The following is a 15,856-nucleotide window of genomic DNA, read 5'->3' as shown; positions in this document are numbered from 1 at the left end:
AACTGAACGGCCTGGCTCTGGTGGGAGCCTTCGGAAACACGCCGTAGACCCGTCCCTGGGGGCTTCCCGACAGCATCCCTGCTGTCGAGAGTTTCCGAAGGCTCCCACCAGAGCCAGGCCTTCCCTCGGTACGTTAATCGAGGTCGGTTCGATTGGGAACGATAAGCTGGTGTAACTATGCTTAAAAAATTGACATTCGGGGAAATGGCCAAGTGCCGGCACGATGGAGGGTCAACCACCTGCAGGGTAGAAGATCAAGTGCCAAAAAGGTAGAAGATCAATTCCCAAAAGCGCGCACGACCAGCTTGCCTGATTGCTCGTTATATTCCAGACGAGCTTTCCTCCGCAGTACAATAGCGGCATGAAGCTGACCTAGATTGTAGGTACCTGTTATGGCAAATTTTGCATCGCCAATGATTTTACGCATGCTGGCATCGAATTCGTACCGATAAACGCTTGAAGACTCCAGCAGCGGGAAAAATTCCTCGATAATACGTTTAGCGCCCGGTGCAATAAAAACAGTGCGCTCAGCATCGCGCTTCCAGGATTCGGGCATTGCATCGGCGTTGCCGATAAAAGACAGCGGGTCGTCTATGGTCAGCGGTTTTGCGGTGGTTAATTGCGCAAATGCAGCGGGCCTGGCAATAAACAGGGTGTTGCCTTGCAGGCCACAGTGGTAGGCGACATAAAAACAGTAGAGTGTCAGCGCATTCCGTGCGCTGATATCATTTTCGCTAAAGAAAACACGCTGTTGTGTCAGGCTGGACTGATGCATGTAAGGCTGCAAACCCAGTCGGTAGGCAATGGTTGAAAAAAAAGTTTTCTCATCGCTATCGACAAAGCTATATTGACCTTTGGTATCCATTTGCGGATGTGGGTATTGTTGATAGTCTCTCGTAATTTTAGTCGTATGTCTCGCCGTCATTGGCAGCGGTGATCTGTTGTTGTTTGGAATAATGACGTTTATCGCGTTGTTTACCCTGTCTGAAAAAAACAGTTTATTATCTTCACCGACAACTAGAGCGCTTATTTGATCTATCGGTGGCGACAGTTTATTCCGATAAGTCAGTTGACTCCGATCGATCACCTGCACCTGATCAGTGTCCGGGTCGAAGCGTGTTAACGGAAAACCTGCTTCATCACTGATATAGACACGGCCCTGTTTATCGACGCTGATATCTGTTGGTTCAACAAAGCCGCCGGCAACGGCTTTAGCGGTGCCGGTTTCGCTAATGCTGTGTAATTGACCGCCGACGCCACCGATAAAATACAGCGTATTGTTGTGGTAATCCATCGCGCGTGGGAATGGATTAAAGTCCGGCGGCGTGTCAGCAGGCTGCCGCCTGAATACCGTGGCCGGATCCAGCCCTGGTTCCACCAGCCTGATGCGTTCATTGAACGTATCGGCAATATATATGTCGGCGTTCGGTGTAATACTGACATCGCCGGGGTAACACAGCATCGGTATGGTGGAAAATGTTTGCTTTTCCTTGCAGCCAATACCGCCGGCAACTGTGGTGATGGTACCTTCATTGTCGATTCTGCGCACGGCGTGATTGGCCCGGTCTGCGATATAGAGCCGTCCCCGACTATCGAAATCGAGTTTCACCGGTTGATTGAGCGTCGCGCTGATGGCGGGTCCGTTGTCGCCGCTGTAGCTGGCTTCTCCATTGCCGGCAACCAGGGCGATATCGCCTGATTGCAGATCGATGGTTAATACGCGATGGTTTAGTGTGTCGGCAATAGCGAGGTAACGACCTTGATAGAGCGCCAGACCCTGCGCAGCATTCAGTTGTATGAGGTTTGTGCCCTCAAGACCTTCAGGTAACAAACGTATCAACTTGTAGTCACTTTCTCCTTGTAACGGCACGTTGATGGCGGTGAGGGTAGAGCTGTCCAGCGTTGCGATAGTTTTGCCGGATAAAAAGCCGGGCGGCGTTACAGCCGGCGTTTTCTGCTGCCATGCAGCAACGCTGATAGTCAGTAAAACCAGCATCGACGCTGCGACACCCACAGAGCGTCGAACAAGCTGTCGATACCAGGGTTTTCGGCTCACAGCCTTTCCCGATTTCACACGCAGTAAATCTTGATACAGCGCCGATGCCGACGAGTAACGGTGTTTGGGATTTTTTTCAAGACAGCGCAGGCAAACAGCGATAAGTGCTTTATCGGCGCACTTGTCGAGGAGGCGGGATGATGGTACCGGTTTTTTTGATATCAGTTCTTTGATAAGCCCTGTTGCGCTAAGGCCGTGATACGGGGTGATATGGGTTAACAAACCGTGCATCAACACGCCCAGGCTGTAAATATCGCTGCGCTGGTCGACTTTGCCAAAATGGGCGTCGATCTGCTCCGGCGCCATATAGGCAGGTGTGCCGAGCTGGCTTTGCGTCTGGGTAAGTTCGGTATTGCCGCTGGTGTCTTTTGCCAGGCCGAAGTCGCTGATTTTTAGCGTGCCATTGTGGTCGAACAAAATATTTGAAGGTTTGAGGTCCCGGTGTAAAAAGCCATTTGCATGGATAAATGCTATGGCATTGACCAGTGTTAACATCATAGCTAACACAACCTGCGGTTCAAAACCATCGTTTGTCAAGCGCTCGTGCAGGGTGCCGCCGGTGGCGTATTCCAACACCAGGTAAGGCTGGCCGTGATGCTCACCGACCGAATAGATTTGGATAATATTGGGGTGATGCAGAGCGCCAACAGCTCTGGCCTCCAGTTGCAGGCGCTTAACCTGCTCGTGGCTCATATGGTCGCTGCTGAGCATTTTTATCGCTACGGTGCGATTGAGTCGAAGGTCCTTGGCGCGGTAAACGACGGCCGTACCGCCGCGGCCGAGGCGTTCTTCGATGCTATAGCCGGGAATGTCCGGTCCGTCCGCCGGCGCCGACAAAGGCAGCTCGGTGCTCGCCTGCGCACAGTAGACTGTCATCCACACTTCGGCAATGTGTTGGATAAAGTGCGGGAAGCGCCGTTCATAGGACTGGCGATCGATGTGTTCGCCGTGTTGGCGCCGGTGGATCAACTCCTGGTACAGCAGCTCATTAAACAGGATGGTTTTGATATCCGGCTCTACGCGCTCAAGCAGTGTCTCAATGGCCAGCGGTTGGGCGCTGCGCAGGGCCTGCTCAAACGCCGTACAACATTGATCAACCGCGATGAGCTGGTCCGTGTTGAGCGTCTCTAAAATATCGAGGTCCGGCGCTGTCGGTGGCTTGGGCGATCGCATTGACGGGATCAACGCACTAACGAGCGCACAACTATGAGGCGTCGTTGTACCGTGCGCAGGTTGATATTGAGTAGTTGGGCAACTTCCGTATTGGAGTAACCTTCCAGCTTGCGCAGAACAATCAAGCGCATATCGTCGTCCAGCAAACGCGCATTCAGTTCCCGATATTCATCGGCCATCATCATCAGAAATTCTGCGGAAGGTTCAGGGCAGACCAGGTTATCAATAATATCAGCGTCGTTACTATGTTGTTTTTTGCTATCGCGCTTGGCCCGCGATTCATAGCGCAGTTGTTTAATCGCCTTGCGCGCCGTTAATGTAATCAGCAGTCGCCAGATATCATCCTCACTGTTCAGCTCGGATGCACGATTTTCGTGCACTGCGCGAAAAAAACTTTTAAACGCCGATACGACAACGTCCTCCTCATCGGACATGACCTTTGAGGAGTTGGTTAGACGCTGACCGGCGATGGTGAGGAGTTTCTGGTAATACTGTTTCCATACATATTCGCTGGCTTCCTTTTCTCCCGCGCGCAGGCCATCAATCCAGCTTTCTTCCGCACGTTCTTTAGCGCCCAAAAACTGCACCCGCTCCCGCTATAAATAAAAAGTTTGTTATTGTCGCCATTTTTTTACAAAAAGCTATATCAATTGGGAGGCTCGGCGATTTGTGGAAACAGGTCCTGGTGCTTTGACCAGAAAATACTTTCACTTCGATGGCGCTTTCGATGGCACTGAGGTCTCGATCCGGGTCAGTTAAGGACACCACAACCTCTTTTGAGTGAAAACCTTTATTAGTCGAAGCACTAGTAGCGGTCTGCTTAGCCGCCTGTTCGCTGAATAAACGCTGAGCACTTTTGACGACCAGAGTATAGCCCTTTCATCCCCCGCCGAGCAACGCCAGGCACAGGCTCGCCCGCCGTGGGCCGGGTCGTTACTCAGCCGGTTCCCCATCCTCATCAAACCACTGCCTGAGTGTCTGCTTCGCTTTTTCGACGTGCTCGTCCTTGATATGCGAGGCCACCGTCCAGGCGGCCGCGGCCAGTGCACCAAGATCGTCCACATAACCGCCGGGCAGCAGGTCCGGCACGGTATCCACGGGGGCGATAAAGTACACCAGGGCGCCGATGATGGTGGTTTTGGCCCAGCCGGGTGTCTCTTTGTCTTGCAGGGTATAGTAAAGCTTTAACGCGGTTTCGATAGTTTCCCGGCCCGCGGCCTTGGCGTAGGTTTTGACTTTCTCCCAGAACGAGGTTTCGGTGTAGTCGCTGTTGTCCATGGTTACCTCACGTATTGCCGCCGCCTACCGGCGCTGGTCCTCCGGCTGGATGCGCAGCGAGCGCAGCCCCTGCTTCAACTTGAACAGGTGATCCTGCAGCGCCGGCCCTTTGCGCTGTGCCACCCCTATGGCCAGTACATCGATAATTACCAGGTGCGCGATGCGCGACGACAGCGGCGTATAGATCTCGATATCCTCCTCGACATCCACCTCAATAGGAATAGTGGCATTTTTAATCACCGGCGAGCGGCTCGGTGCGAGACCGATCACTATGCCCCCCACCTGTTTGACCATGTCCATCGAGTGCAGCAGCGCCTTGGTGCGCCCGCTTTGTGAGATGGCCACCACCACATCGCCCGCCTGCATGGACATGGCGGACATATTCTGGATATGGTGGTCGGAGTGGGCGGCGGTGGCCAGTTGCAGGCGGAAGAATTTGTGCTGGGCATCCGCCGCTACGGCGCCCGAGGCACCGAAACCGTAGAATTCCACCCGGTTGGCCTTACACAGCGCGGTGACTGCCTGATCCAGGTGCTCGACATTGAGCTTGTCGCGCACCTGCAGCAGCGTATCGATGGTGGAATCGAAGACTTTGTAGGTAAAGTCGCTGATGGGGTCGCTGTCGGTGACGGCGATCTGGCCAAAACTGGGGCTGGAGGCCAGTTGTTGCGCCAGGCTCAGCTTGAAGTCCTGAAAACCGTCGCAGCCGATGGCGCGGCAGAAACGCACCACTGTGGGCTCGCTGACCTCGGCACGGGTGGCCAGATCGACGATGCGCATATGAATGATATCGGCCGGGTTGGCCAGCACATATTCCGCCACCTTGCGCTCCGACTTGCGCATGGCATCCACCGCAGCGCTGATTTTCTGGGTCAATTCGGCCGGTTTCACTGTCAAACTCACCCCACCTGTTGTTCAAACACTAATACTACAAAAATTATGTAGTAAAAAAATAGCCTAATCCCCTACTTTTTGTAATTTTGCTACAATGCCGCCCATGGACGTATCCCCTATTCTCAACGCACTCAACGACGCCCAGCGCCAGGCGGTCTCCGCCGAGCCGGGCAACCAATTGATTCTCGCCGGCGCCGGCAGCGGCAAGACCCGGGTGCTGGTGCACCGCATCGCCTGGTTGATTCAGGTGCACCAGGTGTCGCCCTACTCCATACTGGCGGTCACCTTTACCAATAAAGCCGCCCGCGAGATGCGCGGCCGCATCGAGGAACTGCTGTCGGTGAACCCTCGCGGTATGTGGGTGGGCACTTTCCACGGTCTCGCCCACCGCCTGCTGAAGGCGCATTGGCAGGAGGCAAAGCTGCCGCAGAATTTCCAGATTCTCGACAGCGACGACCAGTTGCGCCTGGTCAAGCGGGTGTGCCAGAGCCTGGATCTCGACGAGGCCCGCTGGCCGCCCAAGCAGGCGCAGTGGTTTATCAACGCCCAGAAGGACGAGGGCCTGCGCGCCGCCTATATACAGGAGAGCGCCGATCCCTATACCACCACCATGGCGCGCATCTACCGTGCCTATGAGGAGGCCTGCGAGCGCGGCGGGCTGGTGGACTTCGGCGAGCTGTTGTTGCGCGCCCACGAATTGTGGCTGAACGACCCGCGCCTGCTGCAGCATTACCAGGAGCGCTTTCCGTTTATCCTGGTGGACGAGTTCCAGGATACCAATACCATTCAATACGCCTGGTTGCGGGTACTGGCGGGCGAGCGCTGCCGGGTTTCCGCGGTGGGTGATGACGACCAGTCGATCTACGGTTGGCGCGGCGCCAAGATCGAGAATATCCAGCAGTTTGCCGTCGACTTTCCCGCCGTAGAGACCATTCGCCTGGAGCAGAACTACCGCTCCACGGGCACTATTTTAAGGGCCGCCAACGCCGTTATCGCCAACAATTTTGGTCGCCTCGGCAAGGAGCTCTGGACCGACGGCAAGGACGGCGAACCCATCTCCCTCTATGCCGCCTTTAACGAGCAGGACGAGGCCCGTTTTATTGTCGAGCGCATCGGCGACTGGGTCGGCCAGGGCAACCGGCGCGACAGTATTGCACTGCTCTATCGCTCCAATGCCCAGTCGCGGGTGCTGGAGGAGGCCTTGCTGCGCGAGGCGGTGCCCTACCGTATCTACGGCGGCCAGCGCTTTTACGAGCGGATGGAAATCCGCAACGCGCTGGCGTATCTGCGCCTGCTCGTCAACCGGTTTGACGACGCCGCCTTTGAGCGGGTGGTGAACGTGCCGACCCGGGGCATCGGCGGCAAAACCGTTGACGCCGTGCGTTTGTTTGCCCGCGAGCAGGGCTGTTCGCTGTGGCAGGCGGCGGTGCAACTGGTGGCTCACAAGAGCCTGCCGGCGCGGGCCGCCAACGCCGTCAACGGTTTTATCGAACTGGTGGAAACCCTCGACAGCGACACGTCAACGCTGAATCTCGAGGAGCAGGCCGAGCATGTGGTGCACGGCAGCGGCCTGTTTGAATACCACCAGAAGGAGAAAGGGGAAAAAGGTCAGGCGCGCATTGAAAACCTGCAGGAACTGGTCAACGCCTGCCGCGCTTTTGCGGCGGACCCGGAACCGGAGGCCGCGCCTCTGGCCCAGTTTCTCGACACCGCCGCGTTGGATGCCGGCGACACCCAGGCCGACGATCACGAGGACGCCGTGCAGCTGATGACCCTGCATTCGGCCAAGGGGTTGGAGTTTCCCCTGGTGTTCCTGGCCGGGGTGGAGGAAAACCTGTTTCCCCACAAGATGTCCCTGGAGGAGTCCGGGCGCCTGGAGGAGGAGCGACGGTTGTGCTACGTGGGCATCACCCGGGCGATGGAAAAGCTCTATATCACCTATGCGGAAAACCGCCGTATACACGGCAATGAAACCTTCAATGCGGTGTCGCGTTTTGTCAGGGAGATTCCCGACGACCTGATCGAGGAAGTGCGCCTGAAGTCCTCGGTCAGCCGCCCGGTCAACTACGGCGGCACGCGGCTGAGCCAGGGCCGCCTCAGCGATGCCGGTGTGGACACCGGCTTCGGCCTGGGGCAGCGGGTTATGCACCCGATTTTCGGCGAGGGGGTGGTAGTGCATTTCGAAGGCCAGGGTGGCGGCGCGCGGGTACAGGTAAACTTTGATCTCGAAGGCAGTAAGTGGTTAGTGCTGCAATATGCTAAATTGGAGGCCATTTGAGTGGGCGGCAACGTAAAGGCGATGGCATGAGTCAGGCAAAAACCAATTACTGTCCCGCGGTGATTCTGGGTTTGGTGGCGGCTCTGGTAGCGGTGTTTGCGCTCTATGTCACGGAAAAGGCCGGTGCCGTTACGGCGCAAGCCGCCGCAGTCTCCGGCGCCGGCGATCCCGCCGCCGCCGAATATCGCTGGAAAATGGTTACGACCTGGCCCAAAAACTACCCCGGCCTGGGTACCGCCCCGGAAACCTTTGCCAGGTTTGTTGACGCCATGAGCAACGGTCGCCTGCAGATCAGGGTCTACGGTGCCAACGAACTGGTGCCGGCGCTGGGAGTGTTTGACGCGGTGTCCTCGGGCAGCGTGGAGATGGGCCACGGTGCCGGCTATTACTGGAAGGGCAAGATTTCCTCGGCACCGCTGTTTACCGCGGTGCCGTTTGGCATCAACGCCCAGGAGATGAACGGCTGGCTGCATTATGGCGGTGGCCTGGAATTGTGGCGCGAGATTTACGCGCCGTTTAACCTGATCCCTTTTGCGGCGGGTAACACCGGCGTGCAGATGGCGGGCTGGTTTAACCGGGAGATCAACTCGGTTGACGACCTCAAGGGCCTGAAGATGCGCATCCCCGGTTATGGGGGCGAGGTCCTGGCGCGGGCTGGTGGCACGGCAGTGAATATTCCCGGCGGCGAGCTGTATACCGCGCTGCAGACCGGTGTTATCGATGCCACCGAATGGGTCGGCCCCTACAACGACCTGGCGTTTGGCTTTCACCAGGTGGCGAAATACTACTACTATCCCGGTTGGCACGAGCCGGGCCCCACCCTGGAGCTGATTGTCAACAAAACGGCGTTTGAATCCCTGCCGCCGGACCTGCAGTCTATTGTGGAAGTGGCGGCCCGTGCCGCCAATCAAGATATGCTCGACGAATACACCGCGCGCAACAATGCGGCGCTGCGGGAGCTGGTGGACAAACACGGGGTGCAGGTGCGAGCGCTGCCGAACGATGTGCTGATCACCCTGCGTGATATCGCCGAGGACATTTACCGCGAAACCGCCGCACGAGACCCGGAGTTTGCCCGGGTGTACAATGCCTTCCGCGAGTTTACCGAGCAGTCCCAGGCCTACCACCGGATTTCGGAGCAGGCCAATTACGATATCCGCAACCTGCCGCGAGGTCCGCAGCCGGTATCTGCCGGCAAGTCGGAATGACACCGGGCCGTTAAATCCGGGCGGGATGAGATGCTGCCTTAAGCAAAAGTGTGCCAATTGATCGGTTTGCCGTTGGGTGGGGCTTTCAGAAACACGTCGTAAACCCCCGCAAGCGGGCCCAGCCCAAAGCCAGAGGCTTTGGGCGTTCCGCGGGGCGAAGCAGCGCTTCGCTGTTTCCCGCTCCACCCCTGGGGACTCGCCTAGAGCGCCTACTTTCGGTCCCGACAGCATCGCTGCTGTCGAGAGTTTCTGAAAGCCCCACCCAACGGCAAACCTACCCTCGATATTTTTATCGAGATCGATAGAGATAGCGTGGGGATGATAAGCTGAGTAAATTCGCCCAAGGCAGTGTATTTGGATGGGATAGGGACTGTTTCGTCGAACTGTCCAGGTGCGCCGATGACCAACACCTGATCGGTTTAAGCCCGATTGACTTAGAAAAAATAGGAGGCTCCATTATCCGCCCACTGTTAATCCTGTTATCCTGCCTGCTGTCGGCCTGCGCCTCCCTGATCAGTTCGCAGACTGCGAAACTGGCGGACAACCTGGCGCTGGCGGTACTCAATAGTAACGATCCCGCGACCGTACGCGATGGCGCGCCCGCCTACCTGCTGATGATCGACGGCCTGATTGCCGGTGATCCCGGCAATACCGGGCTGCTGCTGGCCGGCGCCGATCTCTACAGTGCCTACGCCGGGGTGTTTGTCGAGGATGAGGCGCGCCGGCAGCGACTGACGGAAACCGCCTTGACCTATTCGACGACAGCGCTGTGCGGGGCTGAGCGGCAACTCTGCGAGGTGCGCGACATGCCGTTTGCGGCGCTGCAGGGCGAACTCGCACAGACCGACCGGCGCCTGCTGCCCGAACTGTATACCCTGGGAGTGGCCTGGGCCGGCTGGATTCAGGCCCGCGACGGGGACTGGAATGCGGTGGCGGAGCTGGCCAGGGTCCAACTGCTGTTGGAGACGGTGGCGGCGCGCGACGGCACCTATCGCGACGGTATGGCGCATCTCTACCTCGGCGGTTTGGCAACCCTGCTGCCGCCGGCCCTGGGCGGCAAACCGGCTATCGGGCGCGAGCACTTTGAAAAAGCCATCGCGTTTTCGGGCGGCAAAAATCTGATGGTCAAGGTTACCTTTGCCGAGCGCTACGCGCGCCTGGTATTTGACCGCGAGCTGCACGACCAACTGCTGCGAGAGGTCATGGATACGGCGCCGGAAGTACCGGGATATACATTGATGAACGTGCTGGCGCAGGCTCAGGCAGAACAATTGCTGGCCTCGGCGGACGATTATTTTTAGCGGGAGAACCCCTTTTATGAAGTTGTTGAAACGCACGACCCTCGTCCGCGGGCTTTTGTTGCTGGCGCTGTCGCTGTCCGCCGGCGGCGCCGGGGCGGTGGTACTGAAGATCGCCACGGTGTCGCCGGATGGTTCCAGTTGGATGGTAAAAATGCGCGCCGGGGCCAAGGCGGTGACCGAGGCCACTGAGGGTCGGGTAAAGTTTAAGTTCTATCCCGGTGGCGTTATGGGCAACGACCGGGCCGTGCTGCGCAAAATCCGCCTCGGCCAGTTGCAGGGCGGCGCGGTGCCCGGCGGCAGTCTGGCGAAGTTTGCACCGAACAGCCAGTTGTACAATCTGCCTCTGTTGTTCCGCTCGTTCCGCGAGGTGGACTTTGTGCGCGAGCGCATGGACCGGCTGATTGTCGAGGAACTTGAAGACGGTGGTTTTGTTACCTTTGGCCTGGGCGAAGGCGGGCTGGCTTACTTGATGACAGACGCCGAGGTTACGCAAGTCGAGCAACTGCGCAAGAAGAAAGTGTGGGTGCCCGACAACGACCCGACGACGGTGGGCGTTGTGGAATCTTTTGGTGTATCCCCGATCCCCCTGTCGATCGGCGATGTCTTGCCGGGCTTGCAAACCGGCATGATCGATACTGTGGCCACCTCCCCGATAGCGGCGCTGGCGTTGCAGTGGCACACCCAGGTCTCCCATATGACCGATATCCCGCTGTTGTACTTTTACGCGGTGCTGGCGATTGACAAAAAAGTATTTAACCGGCTTGAAGCCGGTGATCAGATTGTCGTGCGGGACATCATGGGCAAGGTTTTTGCGGATATCGATAAACAGAATCGTAAAGATAATCTGGACGCTTTCGCCGCCATGCAGAAACAGGGCATCACCCTGTCGCGCCCCAGTTCGGAACAGGCCGATATCTGGCATCAGAGCGCCGAGCGCGCCATCGATGATATCGTGCAAAACGGCGGCGTATCAAAACCGCTTTACCAACAGCTTATGGACTATCTGGAGCAGTACCGCGGCGCCCAGGCCAAGCTATGACTGTAAAGACCCTGACGGCGGGTCTGAACCGCGCTTTTATAGCGCTGGAAAGCACGCTGCTGGTGATGATTCTGGCGGCGCTGCTGTTATTGGCCAACGGACAGATTGTGCTGCGCAATTTTTTCGGCACCGGCATTATGGGTGCCGATAACATTATGCGCATCCTGGTATTGTGGCTGGCGCTGTTCGGTGCCATGGTCGCCACGCGGCGGCGTGAACATATACTGATTGATCTGGTCAGCCGCTCTGTGCCGCGTCATATCTGTCGTTATCTGGAGCGCGGCGTCGATGTATTTGCCGCGGCCGTTTGTGTCGTGATCGCCTGGTTCTCCCTGACCCTAATACAACTGGAGTTCGAGGATGCCACCGTGGTGGCCGGCTGGCTGCCGGTGTGGGTGTGCCAAGTGGTGATACCGTTTTCCTTTCTGGTGATGGCCTGTCGTTTCCTGTTTCAGGCGCTGGTGCCGAGTGCCTGGCTGCCGGAGGGTGTGCAGCCTTTATGCTGACCCTGGCGATTATCTTCTTAATCCTGCTGGCGTTAATCGGAACGCCGCTGTTTATCATTATCGCCGCTGCCAGCCTGTTCGGGCTCTGGTGGCAGGAGATTCACCTGTCGGTGATGGCGGTGGAGATTTACCGCATCACCGATACGCCGATGCTGGTGGCGTTGCCGCTGTTCACCCTCGCCGGTTACCTGATTGCCGAGAGCCGCTCGCCGGATCGTTTAGTAGCGCTGACGCGGGCGCTGTTGGGGTGGATGCCCGCGGGCCTGCCGATTATCGCGCTGATTACCTGCACTTTTTTTACTGCCATCACCGGCGCTTCGGGGGTGACCATTGTCGCCATCGGTGCGCTGCTCTACCCGGCTCTGAAGAAGGCCGGTTATCCGGGTCGCTTCAGCCTGGGGATGGTCACTGCCTCCGGCAGCCTGGGCCTGTTGCTGGTGCCCTCGATGCCGCTGATTCTCTACGGTATTCTGGTTCAGCAGATGAATATCGGCCCGGCCTTCGAGCTGAAGCAACTGTTTATCGCCGGCGTGCTGCCGCTGTTGTTGATGGTGCTGTTGTTGGCATTGTGGGTGCTGTGGGCTACCCGCAAGGAGCCGGTCGAGCGCCAGCCGTTTCGCTGGGCCGAGGCGCGGCGGGCGCTGTGGCTGGCCAAGTGGGAGCTGCCGCTGCCGCTTATCGTTATCGGCGGTATTTACGGTGGCTGGTTTGCGATTTCCGAGGTAGCGGCGATCGCCGCCCTCTACACGCTGATTGTGCAGGTGTTTCTCTATCGGGAGATTGCGCTGCGGTCGGTGCCGGCTATCATGATCAAAGCCAGTGTGATTATCGGTGAGATCATTGTCATTCTCGCGGTTTCCCTGGCGCTGACCAATGTCCTGATCGACGCGGAAGTGCCGGCGCTGGTGTTTGAAACTATCCGCGAAACGATCACCAGTAAGTATGTGTTTTTATTTTTCCTCACGCTCCTGCTGCTGGCCCTTGGGGCTATCCTGGATATTTTCTCCGCCACTGTGGTGATGGTGCCCCTGATTTTGCCGGTTGCCCTGTCTTACGGTATACACCCCATACACCTCGGGATAATTTTTCTCTCCAATATGCAGATCGGTTATTTCACCCCGCCGATAGGTATGAATCTGTTTATCGCCAGTTCTCGCTTCAAGCGGCCGATCACCGAAATCTACAGCGCTACCCTGCCTTTCTTTTTTGTACTGCTGCTGGCGGTCCTCATCATTACCTATGTGCCGGCACTGAGTTTGGCGCTGATCGATCACTGATTGACGCGGTAACGAAGGGGTTGCCCGCAAACTGAAAGGCTGCCGTCCTAGTCTTTGGGGATGGCGCGGGTGTGACCCTTATCGTCAATCGCCACATAAACGAAAACCCCCTCTGTAACCTTTGATTGCTCGCCGGTCTCCAGTTTTTTCAGCCAGACTTCCACATTGGTGCGCACCGATGAGCGGCCGATTTCCAGGAGGTTGCAATAGCAACTGACAGTGGCGCCGACAGGCACCGGGCACAAAAACGTCATGCCCCCTACCGCTACTGTGGTAACCCGGCCTTTGGCGATTTCGCGAGCCTGAATAGCGCCGGCCAGGTCCATTTGCGACATCATCCAGCCGCCGAAAATATCGCCGTTGGGATTGGTGTCAGAGGGCATAGCCAGGGTTTGCAGAGCCAGGGTGCCGCTGGGGCTTGGGTTTTCGTCGATTCTGTTCAAGGTCATAGTCTTTCAGGTATCTCAAGCGTCAGAAGTTTTTTATGAGTGGGTATATTGTCGTTTGTGATTGATGATATGCAAGGGTTGCTGCCGGTGCCCGCCGCGTCACTGCTGTAGTTGCCGCGGCAGCCAGGTGACCAGTTCCGGCCAAATGGCCAGGGCTGTAAGGAGCAGCAATTGGAGCACAATAAAAGGAATGACACCACGGTAAATGGCGCCAGTGGCGAGGCTGTCCGGCGCCACTCCGCGCAGATAAAACAGGGCAAAACCGAACGGCGGCGTCAGAAACGAAGTCTGCAGATTGAGGGCGATCATGATGCCCAGCCACACCGGGTCCACCCCCATCGCCAGCAGCACCGGTCCGACAATGGGTACCACGACGAAGGTTATTTCAATAAAGTCGAGGATAAAGCCCAGCAGAAAGATCACCACCATCACCACCAGCACCGCCGTAAAAGTGCCACCGGGCAGTTGGGAGAAGAAATGCTCGATCAGTTCCTCCCCGCCGAAACCGCGAAACACCAGGGAAAACAGCGACGCGCCGATCAGGATGGTAAATACCATGGCGGTGACACTGGTGGTGGACAGCACGACTTCGCGCAGTCGCTGGCGGTTGAGTTGGCGCTTGCCCAGGGCCAGCAGGGTGGCGCCCAGGGCGCCGACCCCGGCGGCCTCCGTGGGGGTGGCCGCCCCGGAGATGATAGAGCCGAGCACCAGGGCGATCAGCCCGATAGGCGGCAACAGGCTCAACAGTACCCGGCGCCGGTTCAGTGTCTCGCTGCGGCTGATTTTCGGGGCGCAGGCGGGTTTGACGGTGGCAGCAAGCATGAGATAGGCGATATAAATAACCACCAGAATCAGCCCCGGCACGACTGCGCCGACGAACAGGTCCCCTACCGACACCGGCTGCGGGTTAAACACCCCCATATTGATCTGCGCCTGCTGGTAGGCGCCGGAGAGGATGTCGCCCAGCAACACCAGGGCGATGGATGGCGGGATAATCTGGCCCAGGGTGCCGGTGGCGCAGATGGTACCGGCGGCCAGGGACGGGTCGTAGCCCCGTTTGAGCATGGTCGGCAACGACATCAGGCCCATGGTGACCACGGTGGCGCCGACGATACCGGTACTGGCGGCCAGCAGCATGCCCACCAGTACCACGGATATCCCCAGTCCGCCGGGCATGGTGCCGCAGGCTTTGGCGAGGTTGCCGAGCAGCTCCTCGGCCAGGCGCGACTTCTCCAGCATCACGCCCATCAGCACGAACAGCGGCACCGCAATCAGCGTGGTATTGGTCATGGTGCCGAACAGCCGGTCGGGCAGGGCCAGCAGCAACTGCGGATCAAAATGCCCGCTGACAACGCCCAGCCCCGCATACAGCAGGGCGGTGCCCGCCAGGGTGAAGGCCACCGGGTAGCCCGACATCAGGGCGACACAGACGGTCAAAAACATCAACAGTGGAGCGAGTTCCGCCAGCATGGTGACAGGCCCTAGGTTGGGTTATTCATGGACAGTTTGGGCTTTTCATCGATAGTTTGGGTTATTCATACACAGACTGGGTTGCTCATCGATAGATTGGGTCGTCCATTATTGGTGTGGGTCTTTCATTAATAGAAGCAGGTTACGGGCGATCTCCGCCAGCCCCTGCAACGCCAGGGTCACGGCGGCCAGGGGCAGCAGCGTCTTCAGCACAAATACGGCCGGGATGCCGCCCGGATCGGGGGATACCTCGCGAATGGCCCAGGAAGTGGCGACGAAGTCCCAACTGGCGGCCAGTAAAAAACCGCATACCGGCAGCAGAAAGACCAGGGTGCCGAGGCTGTCGACCCAGGCCCGGCCGCGGGCGGAGAAGCGCCGGTAGAAGATATCCACCCGCACATGGCCGTCGCGTTTCAGGGTAAAGGCCGCCCCCAGCAGGAATACGCAGGCGTGCAGGTAGGTGACCGACTCCTGCAGGGCAATGGAGCCGAGGCCGAACCCGTAGCGCATGGTCACCACAATGCAGGTGATGATCATCATCGCCAGGGTGAGCCAGGCGACGGCCTGGCCGGTCAGTTCGGAAAACCGGTCGATGGCGTCGGCGACGGTCCCCAGTCGCGAGCGTGGTTGGTCTGGCCTGGCTGGCGTGCGAGTGCTCAAATCCCTTTCTCAAACCCTGTTATTTGATTATTTGGATGGGCGGCATTATACCGGAACTACCTACCGAGACTACCTGGCGAAACTCTCCACCTATCAATACTCCCGATGCTTTGGCAAATAAAGAGTTTCACCCAAAGCAGGTTTTGGTGTCCTTGGCTGACCCGGTCTCGGTCAGGGGGGGCGCCTAGCCTAGAGCCCTTCAGGACGCGCCGTAAATACGTCCATGTAGGCTCTACGCCAGCATCCCTGCTGGCGAAGGTCCTGAAG

13 protein-coding genes are annotated in these 15,856 nt (G+C 58.0%); 6 read left to right on the top strand and 7 right to left on the bottom strand.

Annotated features, from left to right (window positions below; all coding sequences use genetic code 11):
* Positions 1-277 precede the first annotated feature (277 nt).
* The 4 genes from FKG94_RS07780 to hexR all read right to left on the bottom strand — a co-directional run bounded on the left by FKG94_RS07780 (position 278) and on the right by hexR (position 5,398).
* Complete coding sequence (locus FKG94_RS07780) at positions 278-2,932, bottom strand: protein kinase domain-containing protein (protein ID WP_246125031.1); 2,655 nt, start codon at positions 2,930-2,932, stop codon at positions 278-280.
* 305 nt (positions 2,933-3,237) lie between these two features.
* Complete coding sequence (locus FKG94_RS07775; RefSeq protein ID WP_179957537.1) at positions 3,238-3,807, bottom strand: ECF-type sigma factor; 570 nt, start codon at positions 3,805-3,807, stop codon at positions 3,238-3,240.
* 355 nt (positions 3,808-4,162) lie between these two features.
* Entirely contained in the window at positions 4,163-4,507 is a 345-nt protein-coding gene (locus tag FKG94_RS07770) for a YkvA family protein (RefSeq protein ID WP_142903632.1), read from the bottom strand.
* A 24-nt stretch (positions 4,508-4,531) separates the two neighbouring features.
* The gene (gene hexR, locus FKG94_RS07765) at positions 4,532-5,398 is read right to left on the bottom strand and encodes a transcriptional regulator HexR (protein WP_142903761.1); all 867 of its coding nucleotides are present in this window, start codon (positions 5,396-5,398) and stop codon (positions 4,532-4,534) included.
* 106 nt (positions 5,399-5,504) lie between these two features.
* Here hexR and uvrD point away from each other — a divergent pair, with 106 nt between their 5' ends.
* The 6 genes from uvrD to FKG94_RS07735 all read left to right on the top strand — a co-directional run bounded on the left by uvrD (position 5,505) and on the right by FKG94_RS07735 (position 13,010).
* Positions 5,505-7,679 carry a DNA helicase II gene (gene uvrD, locus FKG94_RS07760; protein ID WP_142903631.1) on the top strand — a complete coding sequence of 725 codons (2,175 nt, stop codon included), beginning with the start codon at positions 5,505-5,507 and terminating at the stop codon, positions 7,677-7,679.
* A gap of 26 nt (positions 7,680-7,705) precedes the next feature.
* Positions 7,706-8,887 (top strand): TRAP transporter substrate-binding protein, encoded by a 1,182-nt coding sequence (locus FKG94_RS07755; RefSeq protein ID WP_142903630.1) that lies wholly within the window; start codon positions 7,706-7,708, stop codon positions 8,885-8,887.
* 326 nt (positions 8,888-9,213) lie between these two features.
* The gene (locus tag FKG94_RS07750) at positions 9,214-10,188 is read left to right on the top strand and encodes a TRAP transporter TatT component family protein (RefSeq protein WP_218943478.1); all 975 of its coding nucleotides are present in this window, start codon (positions 9,214-9,216) and stop codon (positions 10,186-10,188) included.
* Positions 10,189-10,204: 16 nt separating this feature from the next.
* On the top strand, positions 10,205-11,227 hold the full coding sequence (locus FKG94_RS07745) for a TRAP transporter substrate-binding protein (protein WP_142903628.1): 1,023 nt from the start codon (positions 10,205-10,207) through the stop codon (positions 11,225-11,227).
* Positions 11,224-11,733: a TRAP transporter small permease gene (locus FKG94_RS07740; protein ID WP_142903627.1), complete on the top strand. Its 510-nt coding sequence runs from the start codon at positions 11,224-11,226 to the stop codon at positions 11,731-11,733. The genes FKG94_RS07745 and FKG94_RS07740 overlap by 4 nt, the downstream gene beginning before the upstream one ends.
* Positions 11,727-13,010, top strand: coding sequence for a TRAP transporter large permease (locus tag FKG94_RS07735; protein WP_142903626.1), 1,284 nt, complete (start codon positions 11,727-11,729; stop codon positions 13,008-13,010). The genes FKG94_RS07740 and FKG94_RS07735 overlap by 7 nt, the downstream gene beginning before the upstream one ends.
* A gap of 47 nt (positions 13,011-13,057) precedes the next feature.
* On the opposite strand, the gene yciA is transcribed toward FKG94_RS07735, so the two are convergent.
* The 3 genes from yciA to FKG94_RS07720 all read right to left on the bottom strand — a co-directional run bounded on the left by yciA (position 13,058) and on the right by FKG94_RS07720 (position 15,589).
* Positions 13,058-13,453: an acyl-CoA thioester hydrolase YciA gene (gene yciA / locus FKG94_RS07730; protein WP_142903760.1), complete on the bottom strand. Its 396-nt coding sequence runs from the start codon at positions 13,451-13,453 to the stop codon at positions 13,058-13,060.
* A 105-nt stretch (positions 13,454-13,558) separates the two neighbouring features.
* Entirely contained in the window at positions 13,559-14,929 is a 1,371-nt protein-coding gene (locus FKG94_RS07725) for a TRAP transporter large permease (RefSeq protein ID WP_425460036.1), read from the bottom strand.
* 108 nt (positions 14,930-15,037) lie between these two features.
* Positions 15,038-15,589: a TRAP transporter small permease subunit gene (locus tag FKG94_RS07720; protein ID WP_246125008.1), complete on the bottom strand. Its 552-nt coding sequence runs from the start codon at positions 15,587-15,589 to the stop codon at positions 15,038-15,040.
* Positions 15,590-15,856: the final 267 nt, after the last annotated feature.

Origin of the sequence: Exilibacterium tricleocarpae, assembly GCF_007004655.1 — a bacterium.
GTDB lineage: Bacteria > Pseudomonadota > Gammaproteobacteria > Pseudomonadales > Cellvibrionaceae > Exilibacterium > Exilibacterium tricleocarpae.
This window is presented reverse-complemented; position numbering and strand designations above follow the sequence as displayed.